Source organism: Streptomyces rubradiris (assembly GCF_016860525.1).
Taxonomy (GTDB): domain Bacteria; phylum Actinomycetota; class Actinomycetes; order Streptomycetales; family Streptomycetaceae; genus Streptomyces; species Streptomyces rubradiris.
The window spans coordinates 615,961-640,672 of record NZ_BNEA01000007.1 but is presented as its reverse complement, the minus strand read 5'-3'; the positions used below and the strand labels follow the sequence as shown (position 1 = coordinate 640,672).

Sequence of the window (24,712 nt, the reverse complement as noted above, 5' to 3'; positions counted from 1 at the left end):
GGCGGCAGCGTCGTCGCGAAGGCGGCGCGCCGGAGTGTTCCCTGTCTGCATCGCGAGAGGCGTTGCATCCTCTGGTCTCCCGTTTGCGCCGCGTACTGTGGAAACCCGCATGGATTCCGGCCAATAATTGGCCGGAATCCATGCGGGTGTCCGCGGCTTTGCTGGTCGATCCCCGAATTAAAGTTTAGAAACACATAGCAGATCGAGACGCTATCCGTCCAGGCCAACGTTGTCAACTGTCGTCATGTATCGGTCACTTATGGTCTCGTTATACCTCCTGCCTACTGGCCGGATGGGCCGACGAGGCATCGTTTTACAGACCGTTTATTTACCGGTTGATGAATGAAAGGAACCGGGCACGGGCCGTGGTGAGATCGGTCACGCGACAGCATTTCCGCTGCCCGTTCGGGCACCGAGCCCGGAGCCGGGTCAGGGGAGGATCGAGTCGATGTATCCGCCGTCGACCCGCAGCGCACCGCCGGTCGTCGCCGACGCCTGATCGGAGGCGAGGTAGACGACCATGTGGGCGATCTCCTCCGGCTCGATCAGCCGCTGGAGCAGGGACTGCGGACGGTGCCGGCGCATGAACTCGCGCTGCGCCTCCTGCCAGGGCAGCTCCCGGTCGACCAGCTCGTATACGAAGTCCTCGACCCCGCCGGTGTGGGTGGGCCCCGCGATGACCGAGTTCACCGTCACCCCCGTGCCCGCGGCCTTCTTGGCGAAGCCCCGGCTCACCGCGAGCAGGGCGGTCTTCGACATCCCGTAGTGGATCATCTCCGCGGGGATGACCACCGCCGAGTCGCTCGCCACGTACTGCACGCGGCCCCAGCCGCGCTCGGCCATGCCCGGCAGATACAGCCGGGTCAGTCGCACGGCCGCGAGGACGTTCACCTCGAAGTAGCGCCGCCACTCCGCGTCGGTGATCTCCAGCGGGTCGGCGGCGCCGAAGACACCGAGGTTGTTGACGAGGATGTCCACCCGCGGCAGCAGCTTCGCGACCCGGGCCGCGCCCTCGTCGGTGGAGACGTCGGCGGCCACCGGTACCGGCTCGGCACCGGGCACCTCCCGCGCCAGCGCCTCCACGCTCTCGGTCACCCGCCGCTCGTCCCGGCCGTTGACGCCCACCCGGGCCCCGGCCCGGGCCAGCGCGACGGCGATGGCGGCACCGATGCCCTGCGTCGAGCCGGTGACCAGTGCGGTACGTCCTGTCAGATCGATGCGCATGAGGACACGAGTTCCCCCGGGCCCGCCGGCCTACCGCGGCCCGTGCCCGGCAGGCGCACATGGCGAGGCCGACCGCTTTTCCCGCGCGATCCGCGGGCCGGCGTCAAGATCCCGTCAGCGCGGGGGAGCCGTGCGCCAAGGTCCCGTAAGGAACCGGTCGGGGGCGGCCCGTACCGGACACACCCTGGGTGCACCGCGCACCCGGTCCGTACACGTGACCGAAGAACGAAGGAGCACGCACCCATGTCCGTCCTGACCACCGGGCCCGGCGCCGCCCCCGCCGGCGAGGAGCCGCCCGACACCGGCGAACGGCACCGCCTGACCGCCGTCACCGGCCTGGCCGCGCTGTCGCTGGACGCCATGGCCTCCGTGGCGTACGGCCCGGAGGCCATCGCCCTGGTGCTCGCCGCCGCGGGCGCCCGGGGCCTGGGGTTCACCCTGCCCGTCACCCTGGCCATCGCCGCGCTGCTCGCCGTACTCGTCGCCTCCTACCGGCAGGTGATCGCGGCCTTCCCCGACGGCGGCGGCTCCTACGCCGTGGCCAAGGCGCACCTGGGCACCCGCACCAGCCTGGTGGCCGCCGCCTCGCTGGTCCTGGACTACGTGCTGAACGTGGCCGTCGCCGTCACGGCGGGCGTGGCCGCGCTGACCTCCGCCTTCCCCGCCCTGTACGGCGCCCGGCTGTGGCTGTGCCTCGCCGTGCTCGCCCTGGTCACGGGCGTCAACCTGCGCGGGATCGCGGAGTCGGCGAAGGCGTTCATCGTGCCGACCGTCGTCTTCGTGGGCGCCGTCTTCGCGGTGATCGCCGTGGGGCTGTTCCGGTCCGCCCCGGTCAGTACGGCGACCGCGGCCGGTCATGCCTCGGTGGTCGCGGACAACGCCGGCGGGGTCGGGGCGCTGCTCCTGCTCAAGGCCTTCGCCTCCGGGTGCAGCGCCCTGACCGGTGTCGAGGCCATCGCCAACGCCGTGCCCGCCTTCCGCGTCCCCCGAGTGCGGCGCGCGCAGCGCGCGGAGGCCGCCCTCGGCGCCGTCCTCGGCCTGATGCTGATCGGCCTGGCCGTGCTGATCGGCCGCTTCCACCTCCAGCCGGTCGCGGGCGTGACGGTCCTCGCCCAGCTCGCGGACGCCTCCCTCGGCCACAACGGGGCTTTCTACGTCATCCAGTTCGCCACCATGATCCTGCTGGCGCTGTCCGCGAACACCTCCTTCGGCGGCCTGCCGGTGCTGCTGAAGCTGCTCGCCCGGGACAACTACCTGCCGCACGTCTTCGCGCTCAAGGCCGACCGGCAGGTGCACCGGCACGGGGTCCTCGCCCTCGCCGCGGTCTCGGCGGGCCTGCTGGTCTTCTCGGGCGGTGACACCAACACCCTGGTGCCGCTGTTCGCGATCGGGGTCTTCGTCGGCTTCACCGTCGCCCAGGTGGGCATGGTCCGGCACTGGCGTCTGGAACGGGGACCCGGGTGGCGCGGGAAGGCCCTGCTCAACGGCCTGGGCGCGCTGCTCACCGGCGTCTCGGCCGCCGTGGTCACCGCGAGCAAGTTCACCGCGGGCGCCTGGCTGGTGGTCGTGGCGCTGCCCCTGCTGGTCGCCGCCTTCGTCGCCGTGCGCCGGGCCTACGACCGCATCGGCGAGCGGCTCGGTCTCGGCCGCGTCCCGGAGCCCCCGCACCGCGAGCGCTCGCTGGTGATCGTCCCGGTGTCCTCGCTGTCCCGGCTGACCTCCGAGGCGCTCACGGCCGCCGCCTCCCTGGGCGACGAGGTCCGGGCCGTGACCGTCTGCCACCCCGACCCGGAGGACCGCGCCGCGCTGCACGCCCTGGAGCGGTCCTGGGCCGCGTGGGACCCCGGGGTGCCGCTGGTGCGGCTGAACTGCGCCCGGCGCGGCCTCGGCCGGCCGATCGCCGCCTACGTCCGTCAGACGGCCGCCGCCGAGCCCGGCACCCGGGTCACCGTGCTGATCCCGGAGACCGAGCCGGAGCGGCCGTGGCAGCGGCTGCTGCAGAACCAGCGGGGCGCGGTCGTCGCGCACGCCGTGCGCCGGGAGACGGACGCGGTGATCTGCCGCCTGAGGTTCCGGCCGGTCTGACGGAACCCCCGTCCGCCCGGGAAGGCACGCGTCCGGCCGTCGGAACCGACCGGTAGCCGTAAGAGAACCGTCAAAGACGCGGGCGAGGCCGTAAGAGAGGCGTCAACGAGCGGCCGTATCCGGCCAGAGAGGCGCTTTCCTCGTACTCGTCCGTTTCACCGAACCTCACTCCAGGAGTTCGCGATGGCCGATCTGGCCTTCGTCCTCACCATGCTCGCCGGTTTCGCGCTGGTGGCTCTCGTCGCCAAGGGGGTGACGAAGCTGTGACCGCCGAGAACATCGCCGGCCTGATCGTGGCCGTCGCCCTGCTGGGCTACCTCGTCCTCGCCCTGATCTTCCCGGAGAGGTTCTGAGCGCGCACATGGGTCCCGTACTGGCAGGCGTGCTGCAACTGCTCGCCCTGGTGGGCGTGCTGGCGCTCGTCCACATTCCCTTCGGCAACTACATGGCCCGGGTCTACTCCTCGAAGAAGCACCTGCGGGCGGAGAGGTGGATCTACCGGGGCATCGGCGCCGACCCCGACACCCAGATGACCTGGCCCGCGTATCTGCGCGGTGTGCTGGCCTTCTCGCTCGCCGGTGTCCTCTTCCTCTATCTGCTCCAGCGGCTCCAGGGCGTCCTGCCCGGCTCGTTCGGCTTCGCCTCGGTCAGCCCGGCGCAGTCGTTCAACACGGCCGTCTCGTTCGTGACCAACACCAACTGGCAGTCGTACGCCGGCGAGCAGACCATGGGCCACGTCGTGCAGACCGCCGGCCTGGCCGTGCAGAACTTCGTGTCGGCCGCCGTCGGCATGGCGGTGGCGGTGGCGCTCGTGCGCGGCTTCTCCCGGTCGCGCTCCGGTGAACTCGGCAACTTCTGGGCCGACCTGGTGCGCGGCACCCTGCGCATCCTGCTGCCCATCGCCGCGCTCGCCGCCGTGGTGCTGGTGGCGTGCGGAGCGCTGCAGAACTTCTCCGGCGTCCACGAGGTCGGGCAGTTCATGGGCGGCCGGCAGCAGTGGGGCGGCGGCGCCTACGCCTCGCAGGAGGCCATCAAGGAACTGGGCACCAACGGCGGCGGCGTCGCCAACGCCAACAGCGCCCACCCGTTCGAGAACCCGACCCCGTTCACGAACCTGCTGGAGATCTTCCTCATCCTGGTGATCCCCTTCTCGCTGACCCGCACCTTCGGCGTACTGGTCGGCAACGTCAGGCAGGGCTACGCGATCCTCGGCACCATGGCCGGCATCTGGCTGGGCTTCGTGGCGCTGATGATGTGGACCGAGTTCGCCCACCACGGCCCGGCGCTCCAGGCCGCCGGCGGGGCCATGGAGGGCAAGGAGGTCCGCTTCGGCATCGGCGGCTCCTCGCTCTTCGCGGTGACGACCACACTCACGTCGACCGGTGCGGTGGACTCCTTCCACTCCTCCTTCACCGGCCTGGGCGGCGGCATCACGATGCTCGGCATGATGCTGGGCGAGATCGCGCCCGGCGGTGTCGGCTCCGGCCTGTACGGCATGCTGATCATGGCGGTGATCGCGGTGTTCATCGCCGGCCTGATGGTCGGCCGGACACCCGAGTACCTGGGCAAGAAGATCGGCGCCCGCGAGATGAAGCTGGCCGCCTGCTACATCCTCGTCACCCCGGCGCTGGTCCTGGTCTTCACCGCGGCCTCCCTCGCCCTGCCGACCCCGCCGCACTCGATGCTCAACCCGGGCGCGCACGGGTTCTCCGAGGTCCTCTACGCGTTCACCTCGGCGTCGAACAACAACGGCTCGGCCTTCGCCGGCCTGAACGCGAACACCGACTGGTTCAACACCACGACCGGACTCGCCATGCTGCTCGGCCGTTTCCTGCCGATGGTGTTCGTGCTGGCACTCGCCGGCTCGCTGGCCGGGCAGCGGCCCGTCCCGGTGACGGCGGGCACCCTGCGCACCGAGAAGCCGTTGTTCACCGGCCTGCTGGTGGGCGCCATCCTGATCATCACCGGTCTCACCTACTTCCCGGCCCTGGCACTGGGCCCGCTCGCGGAGGGCCTGGCGTGATGAGCACCGACGTACACAAGCAAGAGGACTCGATGTCCACTCCCACCCTCGCGCCCCACCACGACACACCGACGGGGCACCAGACGGCCGAAGGCCGCGTCCGAGCGGGCCTCTTCGACCCCCGGCAGCTCGTCAAGTCGCTGCCGGACGCCTTCCGCAAGCTCGACCCGCGGGTGATGGTCAAGTCTCCCGTGATGTTCGTGGTGTGGATCGGCTCGGTGCTGACCACGGTCTTCTCCCTCAAGGACCCCGGCGACTGGTTCGGCTGGACCATCAGCGCCTGGCTGTGGCTGACCGTGCTCTTCGCCAATCTGGCGGAGGCGGTCGCCGAGGGCCGGGGCAAGGCCCAGGCCGACACCCTGCGCAAGGCCAAGACCGACACCGTCGCCCGGCGGCTGCTGCCGGACGGCTCCGAGGAGCGGGTCCCCGGGACCGGGCTGACCGTCGGCGACCTGGTGGTCTGCGAGGCCGGGGACGTCATCCCCGGTGACGGGGACGTCGTGGAGGGCGTCGCGTCCGTGGACGAGTCGGCCATCACCGGCGAGTCCGCGCCGGTCATCCGCGAGTCCGGCGGCGACCGCAGCGCCGTCACGGGCGGCACGAAGGTGCTGTCGGACCGGATCGTCGTCAGGATCACCACCCGGCCCGGGGAGACCTTCATCGACCGGATGATCGGCCTCGTGGAGGGTGCGGCCCGGCAGAAGACCCCGAACGAGATCGCGCTGAACATCCTGCTGGCCTCGCTGACCATCGTCTTCCTGCTGGCCTGCGCCACCCTGCCGCCGTTCGCCGACCACGCCGGCACCCATCTGACGATGGTGGTGCTGGTCGCCCTGCTGGTCTGCCTGATCCCGACCACGATCGGCGCCCTGCTCTCCGCCATCGGCATTGCGGGCATGGACCGCCTGGTGCAGCGCAACGTGCTGGCCATGTCGGGGCGTGCGGTCGAGGCCGCCGGTGACGTCTCGACGCTGCTGCTCGACAAGACCGGCACCATCACCCTCGGCAACCGGCAGGCCGCCGAGTTCGTGCCGGTGCGCGGTACGACCGAGGCCGAGGTCGCCGACGCCGCCCAGCTGTCGTCGCTGGCCGACGAGACCCCCGAGGGCCGCTCCGTCGTCGTCCTGGCGAAGGAGAAGTACGGGCTGCGGGAACGGCACCGGGGTGAACTCGTCGGCGCCGAATGGGTCGCCTTCACCGCGCAGACCCGCATGTCGGGCGTGGACGTCGACGGCCGCAGGGTCCGCAAGGGCGCCACCGCCTCGGTCATCGCCTGGGTGGAGGAACGGGGCGGCCAGGTGGCGCGGGACGCGGACCGGATCGCCGACCGGATCTCCGCGGCCGGCGGCACCCCGCTGCTGGTCGCGGTGGAGGACGCCGACGGTGCCCGGGTGCTCGGCGTCATCCACCTCAAGGACGTCGTCAAGGAGGGCATGCGGGAACGGTTCGAGGAACTGCGCCGCATGGGCATCCGAACGGTCATGATCACGGGTGACAACCCGCTGACCGCCAAGGCCATCGCCGAGGAGGCGGGCGTGGACGACTTCCTCGCCGAGGCCACCCCCGAGGACAAGATGGCCCTCATCAAACGGGAGCAGGCGGGCGGCAGGCTGGTCGCGATGACCGGCGACGGCACCAACGACGCGCCGGCCCTCGCGCAGGCGGACGTCGGCGTGGCCATGAACACCGGCACGTCGGCCGCCAAGGAGGCCGGCAACATGGTCGACCTCGACTCCAACCCGACCAAGCTGATCGAGATCGTGGAGATCGGCAAACAACTCCTCATCACCAGGGGCGCGTTGACGACGTTCTCCATCGCCAACGACGTGGCGAAGTACTTCGCGATCATCCCGGCGCTGTTCGCGGCGGTCTACCCGGGCCTGGACAAGCTGAACATCATGCGCCTGTCCTCCCCGGACTCCGCGATCCTGTCGGCGGTCGTCTTCAACGCGCTGATCATCGTCGCGCTGGTGCCGCTGTCCCTGAAGGGCGTGCGGTACCGGCCGATGAGCGCGGACCGGATGCTGCGCCGCAACCTCGGGATCTACGGCGTCGGCGGCCTGATCGCGCCGTTCGCCGGCATCAAGCTCATCGACCTGCTCGTCTCTCTGATCCCCGGGATCGCGTGAAGGACATGAAGAACTCCGTTGTGAACACCGGCCGTCTGCTCGGCGCGGGCCTGCGCGCACTGCTGGTGCTGACCGTGCTCACAGGCGTCCTGTATCCGCTGGCCGTCACAGGTGTGGCCCAGGCGCTCTTCCACAGCGCGGCGAACGGTTCCGAGATCAAGGCGGACGGCAAGGTCGTCGGCTCCTCAGTGATCGGACAACAGGGCTACAGCCTCCGGTACTTCCAGCCCCGCCCGGCACAGGGACTGGCCGAGAACTCGGTCAACACCCAGTACCGGCTGCTGGTGTCCGGGGCGACCAACCTCGCCGCCGACAACAAGGACCTGCTCCGGCAGGTCGAGGACGCCAAGGCCAAGGTCGTCCGGGACAACTCGGTGCCCGGTCACCCGGTCAGCCCCTCGGACGTCCCCGCCGACGCCGTCACCTCCTCCGGCTCCGGCCTGGACCCGGACATCTCCCCGGCCTACGCCGCACTCCAGGTGCGCCGGGTCGCCGAGCGCAACCACCTGCCCGTCGCCGCGGTACGCGAGCTGGTCGCGGACCACACCGAGGGGCGCACGCTGGGATTCATCGGCGAACCGCGCGTGAACGTACTGGAGTTGAACATCGCGCTCAAGGACCTCGCGGCCAGGCGGTGACGGCCTCGCGCGACCGCGCGGGAGCCGGCGGCACCACGGCGCGGCCCGGTGCCGCCGGCTCCCGCGGCCCTGACAGGAAAGGTGCACACCCATGACCCGGGTCCTCGTCGTGGAGGACGACCCGCAGCTCGTACGGGCCCTCGTGATCAACCTCCAGGCCCGCCGGTACGGCGTCGACGCGGCCCCCGACGGAGTCACCGCGCTCCGCCTCGCGGCCGCCCAGCGGCCCGACATCGTGCTGCTGGACCTCGGCCTGCCCGACATGGACGGCGTCGACGTGCTCAGGGCCCTGCGCGGCTGGACCCGCGTCCCCGTCCTGGTCCTGTCCGCCCGGCAGGCATCGGACGAGAAGGTCGCCGCGCTGGACGCCGGCGCCGACGACTACGTCACCAAGCCGTTCAGCATGGACGAGCTGCTCGCCCGGTTACGGGCCGCCGTCCGCCGCACCGGCGAGGCACCGCCGGTTCCGGAGCAGACCGTGGTGGAGACGGAGGCGTTCACCATCGACCTGTCCGCGAAGAAGGCCGTACGCGACGGCCGGGAGGTCCGCCTCACCCCCACCGAATGGCATCTGCTGGAGATCCTCGTCACCCGCCCCGGCCGGCTCGTCACACAGAAGCAGCTTCTCCAGGAGGTCTGGGGGGTCTCGCGCAGCGACAAGAGCAACTACCTGCGCGTCTACATGGCCCAGCTGCGCCGCAAACTGGAGACCGACCCCTCCCACCCCCGCTATCTGATCACCGAACCGGGCATGGGCTACCGCTTCGAAGGCTGAACCCGCCGCCCACGGCACCGGACCTCGGGCATCGCCGGGCCGGCGGATTCCCCGGCCGGCCGGACACCCGCCGGTCCCGTTCCCCGCGGGTGACCGGGCTCGTCGGCGTCATCGGTCCAGGTCCGTCCGCGGATCGATGGCCCGGTGAGGGGTCCGGATCACCCGGCCCGCGAAGTCCACCTCGGTCTCCCCCCGGAACCGGAAGCCGACGGACCGGCAGACGCCGTTCGACGCCGCGTTGCCGATCGCCGGGAAAGCGTGCACCACGCCCCACCGGTCCTGGTCCCTGGCCTGCTCCAGCAGCGCCCGCACGGCACGCCTGCCGAGCCCGCGCCCCTGGAACTCCGGCAGCACCATCCACCCGATCTCCGTGAGCGGCCCGTCGCCGGTGTCGTGGGACCAGATCGTCACCGTGCCCTCCACCACGCCGGGACGGTCCGGGTCCGGGACGATCATCGTGATCCACGCCAGACCGGCCGCCACCTGCCGGACGTCCCGCCCGACCTTGTCCGCCATCCCCTCGCGGGGCAGGGGCCCGCCGAGGCCGGCCGTCATCACGGGATCGCACCGCATCCGGACACAGGCGTCGACATCACCCGGTGACACGTCGCGCAACCGCACAAGCTCCTGCTCCGTCGCGTCAGGGTCGTCGCGTGCCCGGTGGTGGTGCCGGAACGGCGTCACGGGCCGGTGAGGAGGACCAGTTGGCCGGTGGCCCGGGTCATGGCGACGTAGCGGTCCACCGCTCCCTGGACACCCGTGCCGAAGCGGTCCGGGTCGACCAGGACGACCAGGTCGAATTCGAGCCCCTTCGTCAGCTCCGGGGGCAGCGAGCGGACCCGGGGCGTCGCCGGGAACGTGAGGTCGCCGATGACGCAGGCGATCCCGTCCGCGTGTGCGGCGAGCCAGGTGTCCAGGACCCGGCGCAGGTCCGCGACCGACCCGTGGACCACGGGCACACCGCTGCGACGCACGGACACGGGCACGTTGGCGTCCGGCAGGGCGGCCCGGATGACCGGCTCGGCCTCGGCCATGACCTCCTGCGGAGTCCGGTAGTTCACGCTCAGCGAGGCCAGCCGGATCCGGTCGAACCCGACCCGCTCCAGCCGCTCCCGCCACGACTCGGTGAACCCGTGCCTGGCCTGCGCCCGGTCCCCGACGATGGTGAAGCTCCTGGACGGGCACCGCTGGAGCAGCATCTGCCATTCGGCGTCGGTCAGTTCCTGCGCCTCGTCCACCACGACGTGCGCGAACGGCCCGGCGAGCAGGTCGGGGTCGGCGGCGGGCAGTTCGGCCTCGTCCACCAGGCTGACCTGCGCGTCCTCGCCGCGCAGCATCCGCACCAGGCCCTCACCGTCGTCCCCGTCCGCCCCGGAGGACGCCACGGCCTCTATCAGGTTGTCGACGACCTGCGTCATGCGCTCCCGCTGCGCCGCGAGGACCGTCGCGCGCCGGCGCTCGCGCCGCGCCGCGTCCGGGTCGCCGAGCCGCTGCCGTGCCGCGTCCAGCAGCGGCAGGTCCGACACCGTCCAGGCCCGGGCGTCCGCGCGCCGCAACCGGCGGACCTCGTCGCGGTCGAGCCAGGGCGCGCACAGCCGCAGATAGGCGGGCACCGTCCACAGGTCCCCGACCAGGTCGGCCGCCTCCAGCAGCGGCCACGCCCGGTCCAGGGCCGCCAGCAGCTCCCGGTTCGCCCGCAGCGACCTGCGCAGCAACTCGGGCGGGACATCGCCGTCGTGCTTGTCCTGAAGGATCGTCAGCAGCTCCTCCAGCACCTGCTCGCGGGCCTCGTTGTGCGGTGTGCCCGGTTCCGCCGCGTCGAACGCCGCCGCCCAGTCCTCGGCGGTCAGCCTGATGTCGGACCACGGGGTGGTGACCGTCATCCCCTCGGCGGGCGGCTCCTCGTAGAACCTCACGGCCGTCTCGATGGCCCGCACCATCCGCGCGGACGACTTCAGCCGGGCCACCTCCGGGTCGGTCTCGGGCACCGCTTCCGCTCCCTCGGCGACGAGGTCCCGCAGCGTGCAGGTCTGCACGCCCTCCTCGCCGAGGCCGGGCAGCACGTCGGATACGTAGGACAGGTACGGCCGGTGCGGGCCGACGAACAGCACCCTGCCCCGGCGGCGGCCGAGCCGGGGATCGGCGTACAGGAGGTAGGCGGAACGGTGCAGGGCGACGACCGTCTTGCCGGTGCCCGGGCCGCCGTCCACGACGAGCGCGCCCCGGGAGTCCGCCCGGATGACGGCGTCCTGGTCGGCCTGGATGGTGCCGAGCACATCCCGCATCCGCGCCGAACGGCTGCCGCCGAGACCGGCGATGAACGCGGACTGGTCGTCCAGCGCGGCGTGCCCCACCAGGCCCTCGGCGGTGAACACCTCGTCCCAGTAGTCGCCGATCCGGCCGTTCGTCCAGCGGTACCGGCGGCGGCTCGCCAGGCCCATCGGGTTGGCGTGGGTGGCCCCGAAGAACGGCTCGGCCGCGGGGGAGCGCCAGTCGACCAGCAGCCGCCGGCCCGTGCTGTCGGTGAGGCCGAGCCGTCCGACGTACACCGGCTCGGGGTCGTCCGCGGTGACCATGCGCCCCAGGCACAGGTCCAGGCCGAAGCGGCGCAGCGTGCGCAGCCGGGCGGTCAGCCGGTGGATCTCCGCGTCCCGGTCCATCGCCTGCCGGCCGGTGCCGCCGGGCGCCCTGCGTTCGGCGTCGAGACGGCCGGACAGTTCGGCGACGGACTGTTCGAGACACTCCGCGATCGCCGCGAAGTGCCGCTCGTCGTCGGCGATCAGCGCCGGATCGGCCTTGGCGGACAGCCGGTCGGGGAGGTCGAAGGCACTGGTGGTCAGGTGGGGTGTCACGTGGTTGTCTCCGATGAGGCCGCGAGTTGGCCGGGTAGGGGTAGAGGGGCATCGGGGCCGACGGTTCGGCAGCAGGGAGGGGCAGTCGTCCCGGCTGGACCGGTGCTGTCAGCTGGTAGTCGCCGCGTCGAGCAGCAGTCGCGCCGCCACCGACGCGCCGTCCGCGCGGACCCGGCCCGCCACCGAGGTCGCCCGCGCGCGGGTCCCGGGGGCGAGTGCCGTGCGGAGCGCCGCCGACAGCGAGGCGACGGTGGGGGCGGGGCCGTCGTGGGCTGCGCCGATGCCGAGTTCGGCGACCCGGCCCGCCCAGTACGGCTGGTCCGCCGCCTGCGCCACCACCACCTGGGCCGCTCCGGCCCGGGCGGCCGTCGTCGTGGTGCCCGCGCCGCCGTGGTGCACGACGGCGGCCACCCGGGCGAACAGCGCCTGCTGGTTGACCTCCCCGACCTCGAAGCAGTCGTCCCGGTCGCCGCCGGGGGACAGCTCCGCCCAGCCGCGCGCCAGGACCATGCGGCGGCCCTGCGCGCGGACCGCCTCGACGGCGACCCGGGCCATGTCCGCCGCCGCGTGCAGGGGCATGCTGCCGAAGCCCACGTAGACCGGCGGGGCGCCGGCGTCGAGGAACGCCACCAGGTCGGCGGGGAGCGGACGCGTGTCGGGCAGGATCCACGCGCCGGTCTGTACGACGTCGAGGTCCGCGGTCTCATGCCACGGGTCCAGGAAGGGATCGCTCGCCAGCCAGGGCCGCTCGCCGACGACGTAGGCGCGGACGTCGTCCACCGGCGGCAGGCCGAGGGACGCCCGGTTGGTGTTGAGCGCCTCGCGGAACAGGGCGTCGATGTTCTGGGCGTCCAGTTCCCACAGCGCCTTGTGGTCGGTCACCTCCGGCGGGAACGGGCGGCCCGGATACGCCAGCGGCCGGCGGTGCGGCGCGGGCAGGGTGAGCTGCTGGAAGGTGACGGACACCGAGGGGATGCCCAGTTTCTCGGCCACCGACAGCGCGCCCGCGGCGGCGGGCAGCGCACCGGTCGCCACCAGCACGTCGCAGCCCTCGGCCGCCTCGGTGACCGGCCCGAGCTGACCGGCGATCAGCTGGGCCGCGCGCTCGGGCAGGGAGGCGGGGGCCGGCGCCGCCCGGGTCAGCGCGCGGGCCGAGGGGCCGACCGGCACCAACGGCACGCCGGCGTCGGCAAGCCGCCGGGCGAAGTCCTCGTCCGGCGGCGCGCACACCCGTACCTCCGCGCCCTGTTCGCGCAACCGGACCGCGAGCCCGGCCAGCGGTTCCACGTCCCCACGTGACCCATAGGTAGACAACAGCACACGCACTTCGCAGAACTCCCATTTCGGCGGCTTCCCGGCTCAGGCCGACGATTCTGCGGTACGACGGGGGCCTTGCCGCAAGGCCCCCTGTGCGCTATAAGTTGAGAGTGGCAAGGAGCGGGTGACCTCCTTGCCTTTGTCTTTTCTCCCCCGGGTTTCCCCGGCTTCCGTCGACTTCCCTCAGTGGCCGTGCTGTTCAGCCGTGCGGTCCCGTTCCGTCCCGGCCCAGGCGACATGGCCGTCCGGGCGGATCAGCGCGGCACGCACCCCGGCCCAGGCCGCCGGCGGCCGGAGGAGGGCGCCGGTGTGCCGGATGGTGCCCGGCGCCGAGGGCCCGGCGGGTGTCTCCCCGGCGAGGTCGAGCAGGAGCGGGCGGCCCGGGCGCAGCAGGGAGAACAGCCCCTCGGAGCCCTCGACGGCCAGGTCCGGGGCGCGGGTGCCGGTGAGCGGATGGGCGGCCGGGTCTTCGGGCGGGTAGCCGTCGGCGAGCCCGGAGACCCGCTCGGCCAGCGTCGCGTTGAGGGCCGGCTGGACGGCCAGCAGCGCGCCCAGCTCGGCGCGCAGCGCGAGCCCTTCCGGTGAGAAGGCCGTCATCAGGGCGGTCTGGGCGCGGCTGCTCTCCAGCAGGCGGGCGCCCACCGGGTGGCGCTCGTCGTGGTAGGAGTCCAGCAGCGCCTCGCCGGCCCGGCCGGCGAGGACGGCCGCGAGCTTCCAGCCGAGGTTGTGCGCGTCCTGGATGCCCACGTTCATGCCCACCCCGCCGGTGGGGAAGTGCTGGTGGGCGGCGTCCCCGGCGAGCAGTACCCGCCCGGCGCGGTAGCGCTCGGCCTGCCGGGTGGCGTTGCCGAAGCGGGAGAGCCAGACGGGGTCGCGCAGCCCGAAGTCCCGCCCGGTGATCGCCCGTACCTTGGTCCGCAGCTCGTCCAGGGTGAGATCGCCCGGCCAGGTGGCGGTCAGGTCGTCCGGGGTGATGCCGACCAGCCGGGTCGTCCCGCCGGGCAGCGGGACGGCCATCAGCCCGCCGGACGGGCCGCAGACACTGAACCCGGGCGGCGGGGGGCTGTCCAGCCGTACGTCCCCGAGGAAGCCCAGGACGGTGGCGGGCGTGCCGGGGAAGCCGATGCCGGCCGCCGTGCGGACGGTGCTGCGCACTCCGTCGCAGCCGACGACGTACGCGGCCCGCAGGTCGTACGGCCCCTCGGGGCCCTGTATGCGGACGGTCACCGCGTTTGGCGCCTGCGCCAGGCCGGTGACGCGGTGTCCGCGCAGGAGGCGCGCACCGAGCGCGAGCGCACGCTCCTGGAGGAACTCCTCCGTCCTGGCCTGCGGGAGCGCCAGGGTGTACGGGAACGGGGTGTCCAGCGCCCCGAAGTCCAGCCGGGTGTCGAGCCCGCCGAAATGGCCGCTCGGGATGGGGGTCCCCGCCTCCAGGAAGGGGCCGTGGGCGCCCCGGGAAGCCAGGATCTCCAGGGTGCGCGGGTGCACGGTGAGCGCCCTGGACCGCCGGTCGGGCTCCTGGCGTTCCTCCACGACGGTGACCGTGGCCCCGCCCAGCCGCAGTTCGGCGGCGAGCCAGAGCCCGACGGGGCCTCCTCCAGCGATGACGACCTGCTGTTCCACGCCTGCCTCCTTCTTGGTCAGTGACCAATAGTCGTGGGTGCAGTAAACTAGGTCAGTGACCAAGAAGCAAGCGGATGCGGAGCGCGGCCCCCGGCTGGACGCCGGCGCGGTGGTGCGTACGGCCCTGGAACTACTGGACGAGAACGGGCTCGACGCCCTGTCCACCCGGGCGGTCGCCGACCGGCTCGGGGTCCGGATGAACACGGTGCTGTGGCATGTGAAGACCAAGGCGCGGCTGCTGGAGCTGATGGCGGACGCCGTCGTCGGGGAGGCCCCGCTCGACCGCCTGCCCGCCGCCTGGGACGACCGGGTACGCGAACTCGTCCGCCGCTACCGCCGCGCCCTGCTCGCCCGCCGTGACGGCGCCGCCCTGGTGACCGGCACCTACCCGGCCGAGCCGCACACCCTGCGCTTCGCCGAGGCGCTCGTCGGCGCCCTGCTCGACGGCGGCATGGCCGAACGCGAGGCGGCCTGGACCATGTGGGCCCTGGTCTACTTCACGCTCGGCCTGGCCCAGGAGGAGCAGTCGGCCGCCGCCGCCCGGCCCCGGGAGGGGAGCCTGGTCCGGGCGGTCTCCGCGGACACCCACCCCGCCCTGTACCGCACCCTGGCCCACCTGGGCGCCGAATCCTTCGACGCCCGCTTCGAGTTCGGCGTCGACGCGATCCTCACCCGGGGCTGAACTCAGGCGGGCGTCCGCGGCACGGGCGCCACACCGGCGACCGGACGCCGCAGCGGGGACAGCAGGCCGGGCAGCGCGCTCAGCGTCATGCCCGCGGCCCCGGTCCACAGGGTGCCCGTGGCACCGAACACGGACCCCGAGACCCCGCCCAGCACCCACCCCGATGGACCGCATGCGCGCGACCACGCCCTTGCCCGCCAGCGGGCCCGTCTCGGGCAGCACGACCGGTGTGCCGCCCGTCAGGGCCATCGGCTCCCACGACTCGGAGAGCTGCACGGGCTGTCCCCCGGCCAGGAACTCGTCATGGGTGGTGACGCAGAGGTCGCCCACGCCGATGGCCGGCCGCTCGGCGATCTCCTCGGGCGCGGGCACACGCACCACGCTGTGCGCGTCCCAGGCGCCGGCCCGGCCCCGCTCCCCGGTACCGGCGGCATCCCGCCGCTCCCGGTGCCCGGAACGCACCAGCCGCAGGCGTTCGCGCGGTACCCGCACACAGGTGCCCGAACCGGCCCGCCCTTCGAGGAGACCCTCGATGATCAGACGGTCCACCGCCCGCTGAACGACCCCGCTGAACGACCTTGCGCCCGACCCCGTACGCCCGCGCGAACCGCGCCCGGGACGGCAGCCGCTCCCCGACCCCCCACTCTCCCGCGAGAACCCGCGCGCGCAGCACATCGGCCATCGCGAGACAGGGCGCCTGTCGGGGCATGGGTGGTCCTCCGGTCCGTCCGCCGCCCGGCGACTGGCGGCTCCAGCGGGCGTCGCGGGAAAACCAGTGCACCCGGTCAAAGCTGCTGGAGCAGCACTACGCAGCGCACCCGGTCCCCCCGTACCGGGCCCCGGTCACAGGCCCATGACGTCGAACAGGAGGGACGGATCCGGCTCCGCCACCCGGTCCAGGGACTGTTCGGCCCAGATGACCTTCCCCCGCGCCGCGTAACGGGTCCCCCACAGGTCCGCGAACTGGGAGACGAGGAACAGCCCCCGGCCCCCCTCGTCCGTGCTGGCCGCGCGCCGCAGCCGGGGCGAGGTGTTGCTGCCGTCCGACACCTCGCAGACCAGGGTGCGGCCCAGCAGCAGCCTGACCCGCACGGGCGGGGCGCCGTAGCGGATCGCGTTGGTGAGCAGTTCGCTGAGGATGAGTTCGGTCGCGAACGCCGTCTCCTCCAGCCCCCAGTCGGCCAGCCGCCGGCTCACCTCGCCCCGTACCCGGGGCACGGCCGTCACGTCGAACGGCACGTCCCAGGTCGCCACGCAGGAGGGGTTGAGCCGCCGGGTCCGGGCGACCAGCAGGGCCACGTCGTCACTGGGGCGCTCCGGCAGCATCCGCTCCACCAGGGCGCGGCAGGTCTCCTCCGGTGTCCGGTCCGCGTGCGCGACGGTCGAGGAGAGCAGCGCCAGGCCCTCGTCGACGTCCCGGCCCCGGCTCTCGATCAGACCGTCGGTGAACAGGACGAGCCGGCTGCCCTCGGGCAGCTCCAGCTCACCGGTCTCGAAGGGGTGCCCGCCCACCCCCAGGGGCGGCGACAGCGGAAGGTCCGGGAAGGTCACCCGGCCCTCCGGATCCACCACGGCGGGCGCCAGATGCCCGGCGCGGGAGACGGCGCAGCGCCCGCAGACCGGGTCGTAGACGGCGTAGAGGCAGGTGGCACCGGTGAGCGGCACATGGTCGTCGTCGGCGGTCGCGGTCTGCGAGTCCAGCCGGTTCACCATCTCGTCCAGGTGCCCGAGCAGCTCGTCCGGGGTGAGGTCGAGCGACGAGAAGTTCAGCACGGCCGTGCGCAGCCGCCCCATGGTCACCGCGGCCTGCATCCCGTGCCCCACGATGTCCCCGACCACGAGCGCCACCCGGAACCCGGGCAGCGGGATGACGTCGAACCAGTCGCCGCCCACCCCCGCGCGGGCCGGCAGATACCGCGACGCGATCTCCAGCACGTCCTGCTCCGGCAGCCCCACCGGCAGCAGACTGCGTTGCAGCGTCACCGCCATCTCGTGCTCCCGGGCGTACCGGCGGGCGTTGTCGATGGCCACGGCGGCCCGGGCGACCAGCTCCTCGGCCACCGCGACGTCCTCCTCCTCGAACCGGGGAGAACCCGCGCCCCGCCAGAAGTCGGCCATGCCGAGGACCACCCCGCGGGCCCGCAGCGGCACCGTGATCAGCGAGTGGATGCCGTAGTCCAGCGCCCGCTCGGCCCCGCCGGCGTCCCGCGCCCGCCAGTCCTGGGCGGCGCGCAGGTCCTGCACCAGGACGGCCTTGCCCCGGCGCAGCGCCGCCGCCATCGGGGTGTCGGCCATCACGAACCGGATCACCTCGCCCACCGGCTGCAACGGGTGCCCGGTGTGCGTGCCGCGCAGCGCGGTACGGCGCATCTCCCGCACCGCGCTCGTGGGCTCCTCGCCGCGCAGCACCGAGTCCAGCAGCTCCACGGTGACGAAGTCGGCCATCCGCGGCACCGCCACCTCCGACAGCTCCTCGGCCGTGCGCCGCACGTCGAGCGTGGTGCCGATCCGCATGCCCGCCTCGTACAGGAACGACAGCCGGCCCCGCGCCAGCTCGGCCTGCCCGGACAGGGCCAGCAGCTCCGTGGTGTCCCGGAAGGTGGCCACGAGCCCCGGGGCGCCGCCGTACGGGGCGGTGGGCCGGATGTTCACCGCCAGCAGCCGGTCCCCGGCCTGGACGACCTCGTCGGACGCGGCCTCGCCCGCCTCCAGCAGCCGGGTCGGCCCCGGCCCCAGCCCCAGCTCCCGCACCTGCCGCCGGTCGGCGTCCCGGGGGAGGTCCAGCAGCCGGCGCGCCTCGTCGTTGGCGAGCAGCACCCGCCCGTCCCCGCCGAGGATCAGCACCCCCTCCCGCACGGCGTGCAGTACGGCGTCGTGGTGCTCGTACATCCGGGTCATCTCGGCCGGGCCGAGCCCATGGGTCTGCCGCAGCAGCCGGCGGCTGACCAGGGCGGCGCCACCGGTCGCGAGGAGCAGTGCCCCGGCCGCCGTGCCGAGCAGCACCGGCAGCTGGCGGACGAGGACGTCGCCGACGTTCGCGTACTCGATCCCCGCGGTGACGACGCCGACCACGCGCCGGCTGGGGTCGGTCACGGGGACGAGGGCGCGCACCGCGTCGGCAGGCCGGCCGTGGAAGGTCTCGGTGAACGTCTCGCCCAGGAGCGCCCGGCCGACCCCCTGGGCCTTGGTGCCGATCAGGTCGGGGTCCCGGTCGGTCAGCCGGACGCCGTGCTCGTCCAGTACGGCGACGAAGTCGACGCCGGAGCCCTTGCGCACCTGTTCCGCTTCCTGCTGGAGCCGGGCCGTCGGATCCGGCGAGCGCAGTGCCTGTGCCGTGCCGGGGGCGTGGGCGAAGGCCTCGGCCACCGCCAGCGACCGGTCCCTGGCGCTGCGCTCGGCGTCGTACAGCCCCTGCAGCACCAGGGCGGCGGCCCCGACCGCGACCAGCAGCAGCATGATCAGCGCCTGGAACAGGAAGACCTGCGCGGCGAGGGTGCGGACACTCAGGGACGGCGAGATCCGGCGCCCGCGAAACGGCCACGGCAGTCGTCGACGGGGCGGATCGGAGGCCCACCAGGTGCCGGGCGGCGGCGCCGCTTTCGCCCTTGGACGGCGGAAACGTCCGCTCATCTCCCTTTTCTAGCACTGCGGCTCGGTGACCGGCGACCGCTGTGCGCCGGCCGGGCGGGATGTCGTCGCGGCGGCGTCGGCCGGGCGGGTGAAGGGGGCAGCGGGGCCGGGCCCGCCCCGGGCCGCTCGCGGCCGGCGCCCGCCCGCCGCGGGCGGGCCGGGTCCCGGGCGTGCGGGGTTTCGTGCCGGCCGGGGCGGAAACATGCCGCTGAGCGGAGCAATCGCCGGTGTGCCGCGCACGGGCCCACCAGGCTGGGGACCTTGTCGTGCGCTGCTGTGACAGGAGTCCGTGTGCGAAGACCACGTATGCCGAAGCCTGGACATACCGGTCGGGAGCCGGAGGACGGCGCCGGTGCGCGGACGCGGTTGCCGGCGCCTCCCGGATGGCTGCGCTGGCTGCCGGTCCTGTACGTCGCCGCCGTCCTGCTGCTGGAGCCCGCGACCCCCGTCGAGTGGCCGGTGAGCTTCGTGCTGATCGCCCTGCCCCTGGTGACCGCGTTCGCCTACGGTCCGGTGGCCGTCGCCGGTGCCACCGTGTTCGCCGTCCTCCTGGAGGGCGTCCTGGCCGGCACCCCGTGCTGCGCCGGCCGGCCCGTCGGATACCTGTGGGACCGCTACTACGTGGCCTCCTACGTCTGCACGACCCTGGTGGGCGTCCTCGGCACCATCCTGGCCGCGCACCGCACACACCGCGAGCGCACCCTCGCCGACGTGCGCTTCGTGGCCGACATCGCCCAGCGGGTGCTGCTCCGGCCGGTTCCGCACCGGATCGGCGACCTCCTCCTGGACAGTCTCTACCTGTCCGCCGCGGCGGAGGCGCGCATCGGCGGGGACCTCTACGAGGCCGTCCCCACCCGGTACGGCACCCGGCTGCTCATCGGCGACGTACGGGGCAAGGGACTGCTCGCGGTGGAGACCGCCGCGGCCCTGCTCGGCGCGTTCCGCGAGGCGGCGCACGACGAGCCCGCGCTGCCCGCGCTGGCCGACCGCGTGGAGACCAGCATGGACCGCAGGGCGGCCCTGCTGGGCGGGAACGAGGTGGGCGAACGGTTCGTGACCGCCGTCTTCGTGGAGATCCCCGCCGGGGAGCCGGTGCTGCGCGTGGTCAACTGCGGCCATCCGCCGCCCGTCCGCATCCGCTGCGGTGAGGTCCGCGAACTGGACCGCGGACGGTCGGCCCCGCCGCTCAACCTCGGGGTGCTGGCCGGGGAGCCGTACCACGTCGAGGAGTACTCCTTCCGCCCCGGCGACCAGCTGCTGCTGTACACGGACGGCATCACCGAGACCCGCGACCCGGACGGCTCCTTCTACCCGCTCCTGGAGCGCCTGCGCGCCTGGCGTTCCCTCCCGCCCCAGCGGCTCCTGGAACAGCTCCACCACGACCTGCTGGCCTACAGCGGCGACCGCCTCCAGGACGACATCGCGGCGCTCGCGGTCTGCCTCCCCGACGGCGACCCGGCCGGCCCCTGACACGGGCCCTGTGCGGCTGTCGTGGACGTCCTGTGAGGGTTCCCCCTGGAATTCCCCAGACCCGGGCCCCGGTGGGGCGGCATGGTGTCTCTTGGAAGCGAAAGAATGGTATTCGCTTTTTTTCTTGTGGTGGACGGCGATTGCACATGACAGGTCGAGTGGTGAAACAGGAGAGGGCGGTGCGCACCCGTGCCGTCCTCGTTCGCGCGGCGGCCGAGACGTTCGCGGAATACGGCTTCGCCGGTACGACCGTCTCGCGGATCGCCGAGCGGGCCGGGCTGACCCTGGGCGCGATGTACTTCCACTTCAAGTCGAAGGAAGAGCTGGCGCGTCTGATCCTCACCAGTCAGCCGGAACCGGTGGTCCCGCCGCTGGACTCGCGAGGGCTGCAGCACGCCGTCGACCTGACGCTGGCCTGGGCCTACGAACTGCCCGGCAACCCGGTGCTCCAGGCCGGGGCGCGCCTGGTGCTGGAGCAGCGGCTGTTCACCGAGCCGCACGTGAACTCCCACCGGCGGTGGACGGGCCTCCTGCTGGAGGACCTCGAACAGGCCCGGCGCCGCCGCGAACTGCGGGCCGGCGTGGACACCGAGGCCTGTGCCCGGCTGATCGTCAGCTCCTGCACCGGCGCCCAGATCCAGTCCCGGCCGAAGACCTCGTACCGGGACCTGCCCGCGCGCGTCGAGGAGATGTGGCGGTGCCTGCTGCCCGCCCTCGCCGTGCCCAGCGCGGCCAAGAAGGTGCGGTTCGGCGAGGAGCGGGTCAGAGCGGCGTCCTTGTGAGGGGCGGGAGGACGGCGGCTGAAGAGCGGGAGGACAGTGGTCCCGCCGGCACGTGACGCCTCGTCCTCGTCGTCCGGCTACGGTTCGGGAACCGGAACGTCCGGGCAACCTACCGGAGGGGGCGATGGGGTGGACCCGGGGCTCGGACCGTTCGTAGGCGGAACCGTCATGATCACCAGCGACCGTCGAAGAAAAAGGGGGGAGGGGCCGTTACCCGTCTACTCGGCCGAGGCGCCGACCAGGCAGGTGCTCGCCCCTTCATGGCGGCGGCCGACCGCGCCGTACCGGCGTACGCCCTCGCCGACGAACTCTGGCCCCAGGGCCTGCCGGACCGCGCCCACGACGCGCTGGAGCACCACATCGGTCGGCTGCGCGCGGTCATCGGCGCGGCCTCGCAAGCGGCGGGCAGTGAACGGCCGGCCGAGCAGGTGCTGGCCTCGGCGCCCGGCGGCTACCGGCTGGGCACCGGCGGTGGCTGCGGCGACCTCAGGACGTTCGAGCGGCTGACCGGCGCCGGGTACCGGGCCATGGAGGCGGGCGATCCGCGCCTGGCCGGCCGGCGGCTGCGCGAGGCCCTCGCCCTGTGGTCCGGCGCCCCGCTCTCCGGCGTCCCCCACGGACCCCAGCTCCAGGCCCACGCGGCCCGGCTCACCCGCTCCCGGCAGCGTGCCGTGGACCGGTGGATCGACGCGGAACTCAGGCTCGGGCGCCGGCCCGAGCTCTGCGCCGACCTGGCGCGGGCGCTCACCCGTCACCCGCTACTGCCCCGACGCGCCGCCGTACGCCCGGCTGAAGGCGGACCTGGACCGGCGGGGCCAGGACGTAGGCCACCGGAAGACTCTTTCCGGCGGATCCGGGGGCGGCGACGCCGCGACGGTCAGTCCGTCAGGTTCCGGTTCAGGCACCCGGACCGGCGCGCTCCGGGGCACGGCGGGTCACAGCTTGGCCAGCAAGGTCTCCACCACGTTCATCAGGGCCGTACGGTCGGGCTGTACGCGCGCGAGCACGCGCAGGCCGTAGTAGGTGGACAGGACGTGATGGGTCAGCGCGACGGCGTCCTGGTCGCGGGTGATCTCTCCGTCGCGCTGTCCTTCGGCGAGTGCGGAGCACACCGCTTGTTCCACGGTGGTGAAGTGGCGCCGCACCTCCTGGGCCACCTCGGGGTCGGTGTTGGCCCGTTCCATCGAGGCGTTCATGATGAGGCAGCCCGAGGAGGGCGGGTCCGCGAGGTCGATGTCGATCGCCTGCGTCATCAGGGCGCGCACGCGGTCCTTGACCGGGCCGGGCTGTCGCAGCAGCTCTGTCTGCACGGCGGTGTTCGTCTCGTAGTAGCGGCGCAGAGCGCGCAGGTACAGCCGGCGCTTGTCGCCGAAGGCGTTGGACAGGCTCGACAGGCCCATGCCGGTGGATTCGGCCAGGTCACGGGTGGAGGTCGCCTCGTAACCGCGCTGCCAGAAGGTGTGCATGACCGCGGTGAGGGCGCGCGTCTCGTCGAACTTCCTGGGCCTCCCCATGAAAGCAACCTAGCCGTATTGGATCGATCGGGCAAAAACTCGCGGGAGAAGGCCGCCGCGCGACGGCCGGCGCGGCGGAGGTCCGCGGGGTCGTCGCCCGGTCCCTCCGCCGCCGTGGGCGGTACGTGATCAGGCACTCGCCGCGGATTCCAGGTCCGCCGGGGCGGGGCGGCCGCGCTCCGCGTGACGCCGGTCGGTGATCCGCGCGAGCAGGAGGGTGGCCAGAGCGCCGAGCGCGAGCAGCGCGCCGACCCACATCGGGGCGCGGTACCCGAAGGCGTCGACGCCCATTCCGGCCAGCCAGGTGCCGAGGGTGATGCCCGCGCAGACGGCCGCCGTGTTCATGGTGTTGATCAGGGCGCCGCTGTTGGACAGGCTCATGACGCGCGAGGCCATGGCCGGGTTGAGCGGCAGCCCCGTGAAGCCCAGCAGGAACAGTGCGACCAGACTGAGGACTTGGTCGCTCGCCACGAGCGCGTACAGACCCAGGAGCACCGCCAGGACGGCACCGCCCAGCCAGAGGATGCGCAGCGTGTGCGCGTCGGCCAGCCGCCCGAGGACGATGTTGCCGATGACGGTGCCCACGCCGTACAGCACGAACAGCAGCGGGACGATGCCCTCGGTGAAGCCCGCCACCTTGGTCAGCACCGGGGACAGGTAGGCGAAGGTGGCGAACACCCCGCCGATCAGCAGGGCGTTGGTGGTGAAGGCGCCCCAGAGCCGGCCGCTGCGGAAGACCGCCAGCTCCGACCGGACGTCCAGGCCGCGCGGGGCGGGGGCGCGCTTGATGGTGAACAGCACGAGTATCAGGCACAGGGCGACGAGGACGTCCACGGCCCAGAAGGCGGCCCGCCACCCCATGAGCTGGTCGATGAAGGTCGCGAGAGGCAGGCCGAAGACGTTGGCCACCATGAAGCCGCCGAAGACGATGGCCAGCGCGCGGCCGGTCCGGTCCGGGGGGACCAGGTTGGCGCACACCGAGGCGGCGAGCCCGAAGAAGGCCGCGGTGGCCAGGGCCGTGACGACGCGGGCGATCACCATGGTCCAGTAGGCGGTGGCCAGGGCACCGATGGTCTGTCCCGCCAGGAACAGCACCATCATCAGGACCATCGCCGTCTTGCGGGGGGCCCGCATGAGCAGGAGCGTCAGCAGCGGGCCGCCGAAGACCATGCCGAGGGCGAAGACGGTGACCAGGTTGCCCGCGGCGGTGATCGACACGTCGAGTCCGTCCGAGAGGGACGGGAGCAGCCCGGCCACCATGACCTCCGTCGTGTTGAGACAGAAGATCGCGAAGCCGAGGACGAAGACGGCGACGGGCATCAGCGGACCGCCTTCCGGTAGCACATGGCTGACTGCATTGCGGAGCCTTTCAAGTCGGGCGGGTGGCACGGACGTTGGCCACGGAGTGGACGATACACGGTTTTTGATTCACCTGATCTAAAAAATCGCCGGACATCCCGCGGGCACGTGATGAGGAATCCGCCCGCGTCCGCGGGAATGCGCCCCGAACGTGCCGATGTGCCGGCCCTGGCCCATCTGTACGGGCGGTATGTGCTCAGCGTCCCGTTCGAGAACATCGACTTCGCGTACGGCAGGCCCAGCCCGCCCATCGGCCTCGGCGGCCCCGTCCTGGAAAAGACCAGCGGCCGCAACCGCGGCGGCGGCCGCTACGAACTCAACGGCGCCTTCCACGAGTTGCCGCACAGCCCCGGGTTCGACGTCGCGCCCCTGGCCCCCCGGGACATGGAGGACAACGGCTTCACCCCGCCGCTGGGGCACATGGCCCTGCGGGTCCTGACCGAGGAGCCCGCGTCACGGGAGGCACTTGCGGTACCGCGGGCGCACGCCGGCGTACCGGCGGTGGCCGGCCGACGTGCGCATTCTGGTGTGCCCCTGCCCCGGCCCACGGCGCGCGACCTGCGTCCGCCGGGTGAGCACGGAGGGGGTCGCGCCGTAAGACGGCACCGC

Annotated in this window: 18 protein-coding genes and 3 pseudogenes; 11 read left to right on the top strand and 10 right to left on the bottom strand. The window is 72.9% G+C overall.

From position 1 onward, the window contains the following. Positions 1–429: 429 nt before the first annotated feature. Positions 430–1,224: an SDR family NAD(P)-dependent oxidoreductase gene (locus Srubr_RS12170; RefSeq protein WP_189991541.1), complete on the bottom strand. Its 795-nt coding sequence runs from the start codon at positions 1,222–1,224 to the stop codon at positions 430–432. A gap of 243 nt (positions 1,225–1,467) precedes the next feature. Here Srubr_RS12170 and Srubr_RS12165 point away from each other — a divergent pair, with 243 nt between their 5' ends. The 6 genes from Srubr_RS12165 to Srubr_RS12140 all read left to right on the top strand — a co-directional run bounded on the left by Srubr_RS12165 (position 1,468) and on the right by Srubr_RS12140 (position 8,874). Continuing rightward, positions 1,468–3,309, top strand: a complete 1,842-nt coding sequence (locus Srubr_RS12165; RefSeq protein WP_189991539.1) for an APC family permease — start codon at positions 1,468–1,470, stop codon at positions 3,307–3,309. Between the two features lie 263 nt (positions 3,310–3,572). Then, on the top strand, positions 3,573–3,662 hold the full coding sequence (kdpF, locus tag Srubr_RS12160; protein ID WP_189991537.1) for a K(+)-transporting ATPase subunit F: 90 nt from the start codon (positions 3,573–3,575) through the stop codon (positions 3,660–3,662). An 8-nt stretch (positions 3,663–3,670) separates the two neighbouring features. Continuing rightward, on the top strand, positions 3,671–5,332 hold the full coding sequence (gene kdpA, locus Srubr_RS12155) for a potassium-transporting ATPase subunit KdpA (protein WP_189991535.1): 1,662 nt from the start codon (positions 3,671–3,673) through the stop codon (positions 5,330–5,332). Further along, a complete protein-coding gene (gene kdpB, locus Srubr_RS12150; RefSeq protein WP_189991533.1) occupies positions 5,332–7,461 on the top strand; it encodes a potassium-transporting ATPase subunit KdpB in 2,130 nt (709 codons plus the stop codon). Before kdpA ends, kdpB begins: the two co-directional genes overlap by 1 nt. A 5-nt stretch (positions 7,462–7,466) precedes the next feature. Then, positions 7,467–8,099, top strand: a complete 633-nt coding sequence (locus tag Srubr_RS12145) for a potassium-transporting ATPase subunit C (RefSeq protein ID WP_189991531.1) — start codon at positions 7,467–7,469, stop codon at positions 8,097–8,099. Positions 8,100–8,190: 91 nt separating this feature from the next. After that, complete coding sequence (locus tag Srubr_RS12140; protein ID WP_189991529.1) at positions 8,191–8,874, top strand: response regulator; 684 nt, start codon at positions 8,191–8,193, stop codon at positions 8,872–8,874. A gap of 108 nt (positions 8,875–8,982) precedes the next feature. Here Srubr_RS12140 and Srubr_RS12135 read toward each other — a convergent pair whose 3' ends face one another. The 4 genes from Srubr_RS12135 to Srubr_RS12120 all read right to left on the bottom strand — a co-directional run bounded on the left by Srubr_RS12135 (position 8,983) and on the right by Srubr_RS12120 (position 14,666). Further along, complete coding sequence (locus tag Srubr_RS12135) at positions 8,983–9,495, bottom strand: GNAT family N-acetyltransferase (protein ID WP_189991527.1); 513 nt, start codon at positions 9,493–9,495, stop codon at positions 8,983–8,985. A 59-nt stretch (positions 9,496–9,554) separates the two neighbouring features. Beyond that, entirely contained in the window at positions 9,555–11,726 is a 2,172-nt protein-coding gene (gene helR / locus Srubr_RS12130; protein ID WP_189991526.1) for an RNA polymerase recycling motor ATPase HelR, read from the bottom strand. A 108-nt stretch (positions 11,727–11,834) separates the two neighbouring features. Next, positions 11,835–13,052 carry a glycosyltransferase gene (locus Srubr_RS12125; RefSeq protein WP_189991524.1) on the bottom strand — a complete coding sequence of 406 codons (1,218 nt, stop codon included), beginning with the start codon at positions 13,050–13,052 and terminating at the stop codon, positions 11,835–11,837. Positions 13,053–13,226: 174 nt separating this feature from the next. Further along, positions 13,227–14,666, bottom strand: coding sequence for an FAD-dependent monooxygenase (locus Srubr_RS12120; RefSeq protein WP_189991521.1), 1,440 nt, complete (start codon positions 14,664–14,666; stop codon positions 13,227–13,229). Between the two features lie 55 nt (positions 14,667–14,721). Here Srubr_RS12120 and Srubr_RS12115 point away from each other — a divergent pair, with 55 nt between their 5' ends. Continuing rightward, positions 14,722–15,348 carry a TetR/AcrR family transcriptional regulator C-terminal domain-containing protein gene (locus Srubr_RS12115; protein WP_189991519.1) on the top strand — a complete coding sequence of 209 codons (627 nt, stop codon included), beginning with the start codon at positions 14,722–14,724 and terminating at the stop codon, positions 15,346–15,348. 2 nt (positions 15,349–15,350) lie between these two features. Here the strand turns inward: Srubr_RS12115 and Srubr_RS41385 are convergent, their stop codons facing one another. The 3 genes and pseudogenes from Srubr_RS41385 to Srubr_RS12105 all read right to left on the bottom strand — a co-directional run bounded on the left by Srubr_RS41385 (position 15,351) and on the right by Srubr_RS12105 (position 18,978). Next, positions 15,351–15,479: a hypothetical protein gene (locus Srubr_RS41385; RefSeq protein ID WP_268257563.1), complete on the bottom strand. Its 129-nt coding sequence runs from the start codon at positions 15,477–15,479 to the stop codon at positions 15,351–15,353. Positions 15,480–15,486: 7 nt separating this feature from the next. Further along, a pseudogene (locus tag Srubr_RS12110) lies at positions 15,487–16,057 on the bottom strand (GntR family transcriptional regulator); the annotation flags it as partial. A gap of 134 nt (positions 16,058–16,191) precedes the next feature. Continuing rightward, positions 16,192–18,978, bottom strand: a complete 2,787-nt coding sequence (locus Srubr_RS12105) for a SpoIIE family protein phosphatase (RefSeq protein ID WP_189991518.1) — start codon at positions 18,976–18,978, stop codon at positions 16,192–16,194. A gap of 387 nt (positions 18,979–19,365) precedes the next feature. Here Srubr_RS12105 and Srubr_RS12100 point away from each other — a divergent pair, with 387 nt between their 5' ends. The 3 genes and pseudogenes from Srubr_RS12100 to Srubr_RS41955 form a co-directional block, all read left to right on the top strand. Then, positions 19,366–20,448, top strand: a complete 1,083-nt coding sequence (locus Srubr_RS12100; RefSeq protein ID WP_189991852.1) for a PP2C family protein-serine/threonine phosphatase — start codon at positions 19,366–19,368, stop codon at positions 20,446–20,448. A gap of 179 nt (positions 20,449–20,627) precedes the next feature. After that, positions 20,628–21,230 carry a ScbR family autoregulator-binding transcription factor gene (locus Srubr_RS12095; RefSeq protein ID WP_308439890.1) on the top strand — a complete coding sequence of 201 codons (603 nt, stop codon included), beginning with the start codon at positions 20,628–20,630 and terminating at the stop codon, positions 21,228–21,230. A 260-nt stretch (positions 21,231–21,490) separates the two neighbouring features. Beyond that, a pseudogene (locus Srubr_RS41955) lies at positions 21,491–21,931 on the top strand (AfsR/SARP family transcriptional regulator); the annotation flags it as partial. A gap of 234 nt (positions 21,932–22,165) precedes the next feature. Here the strand turns inward: Srubr_RS41955 and Srubr_RS12085 are convergent. Both Srubr_RS12085 and Srubr_RS12080 read right to left on the bottom strand, forming a co-directional pair. Continuing rightward, on the bottom strand, positions 22,166–22,744 hold the full coding sequence (locus tag Srubr_RS12085; RefSeq protein ID WP_189991514.1) for a TetR/AcrR family transcriptional regulator: 579 nt from the start codon (positions 22,742–22,744) through the stop codon (positions 22,166–22,168). 129 nt (positions 22,745–22,873) lie between these two features. After that, entirely contained in the window at positions 22,874–24,064 is a 1,191-nt protein-coding gene (locus Srubr_RS12080) for an MFS transporter (RefSeq protein WP_189991512.1), read from the bottom strand. Positions 24,065–24,088: 24 nt separating this feature from the next. Between Srubr_RS12080 and Srubr_RS41950 the strand changes: the two are divergent. Next, positions 24,089–24,538: pseudogene (locus tag Srubr_RS41950) on the top strand (arylamine N-acetyltransferase); the annotation flags it as partial. Between the last annotated feature and the right edge of the window lie 174 nt (positions 24,539–24,712).

What these genes read in the sequence shown, in the direction of transcription:
- Srubr_RS12170 (WP_189991541.1), bottom strand. Translation starts at nt 1,224, where the DNA reads ATGCGCATCGATCTGACAGGACGTACCGCACTGGTCACCGGCTCGACG.
- Srubr_RS12165 (WP_189991539.1), top strand. Translation starts at nt 1,468, where the DNA reads ATGTCCGTCCTGACCACCGGGCCCGGCGCCGCCCCCGCCGGCGAGGAG.
- kdpA (WP_189991535.1), top strand. Translation starts at nt 3,671, where the DNA reads ATGGGTCCCGTACTGGCAGGCGTGCTGCAACTGCTCGCCCTGGTGGGC.
- kdpB (WP_189991533.1), top strand. Translation starts at nt 5,332, where the DNA reads ATGAGCACCGACGTACACAAGCAAGAGGACTCGATGTCCACTCCCACC.
- Srubr_RS12145 (WP_189991531.1), top strand. Translation starts at nt 7,467, where the DNA reads ATGAAGAACTCCGTTGTGAACACCGGCCGTCTGCTCGGCGCGGGCCTG.
- Srubr_RS12140 (WP_189991529.1), top strand. Translation starts at nt 8,191, where the DNA reads ATGACCCGGGTCCTCGTCGTGGAGGACGACCCGCAGCTCGTACGGGCC.
- Srubr_RS12105 (WP_189991518.1), bottom strand. Translation starts at nt 18,978, where the DNA reads ATGAGCGGACGTTTCCGCCGTCCAAGGGCGAAAGCGGCGCCGCCGCCC.
- Srubr_RS12085 (WP_189991514.1), bottom strand. Translation starts at nt 22,744, where the DNA reads ATGGGGAGGCCCAGGAAGTTCGACGAGACGCGCGCCCTCACCGCGGTC.
- Srubr_RS12080 (WP_189991512.1), bottom strand. Translation starts at nt 24,064, where the DNA reads ATGCCCGTCGCCGTCTTCGTCCTCGGCTTCGCGATCTTCTGTCTCAAC.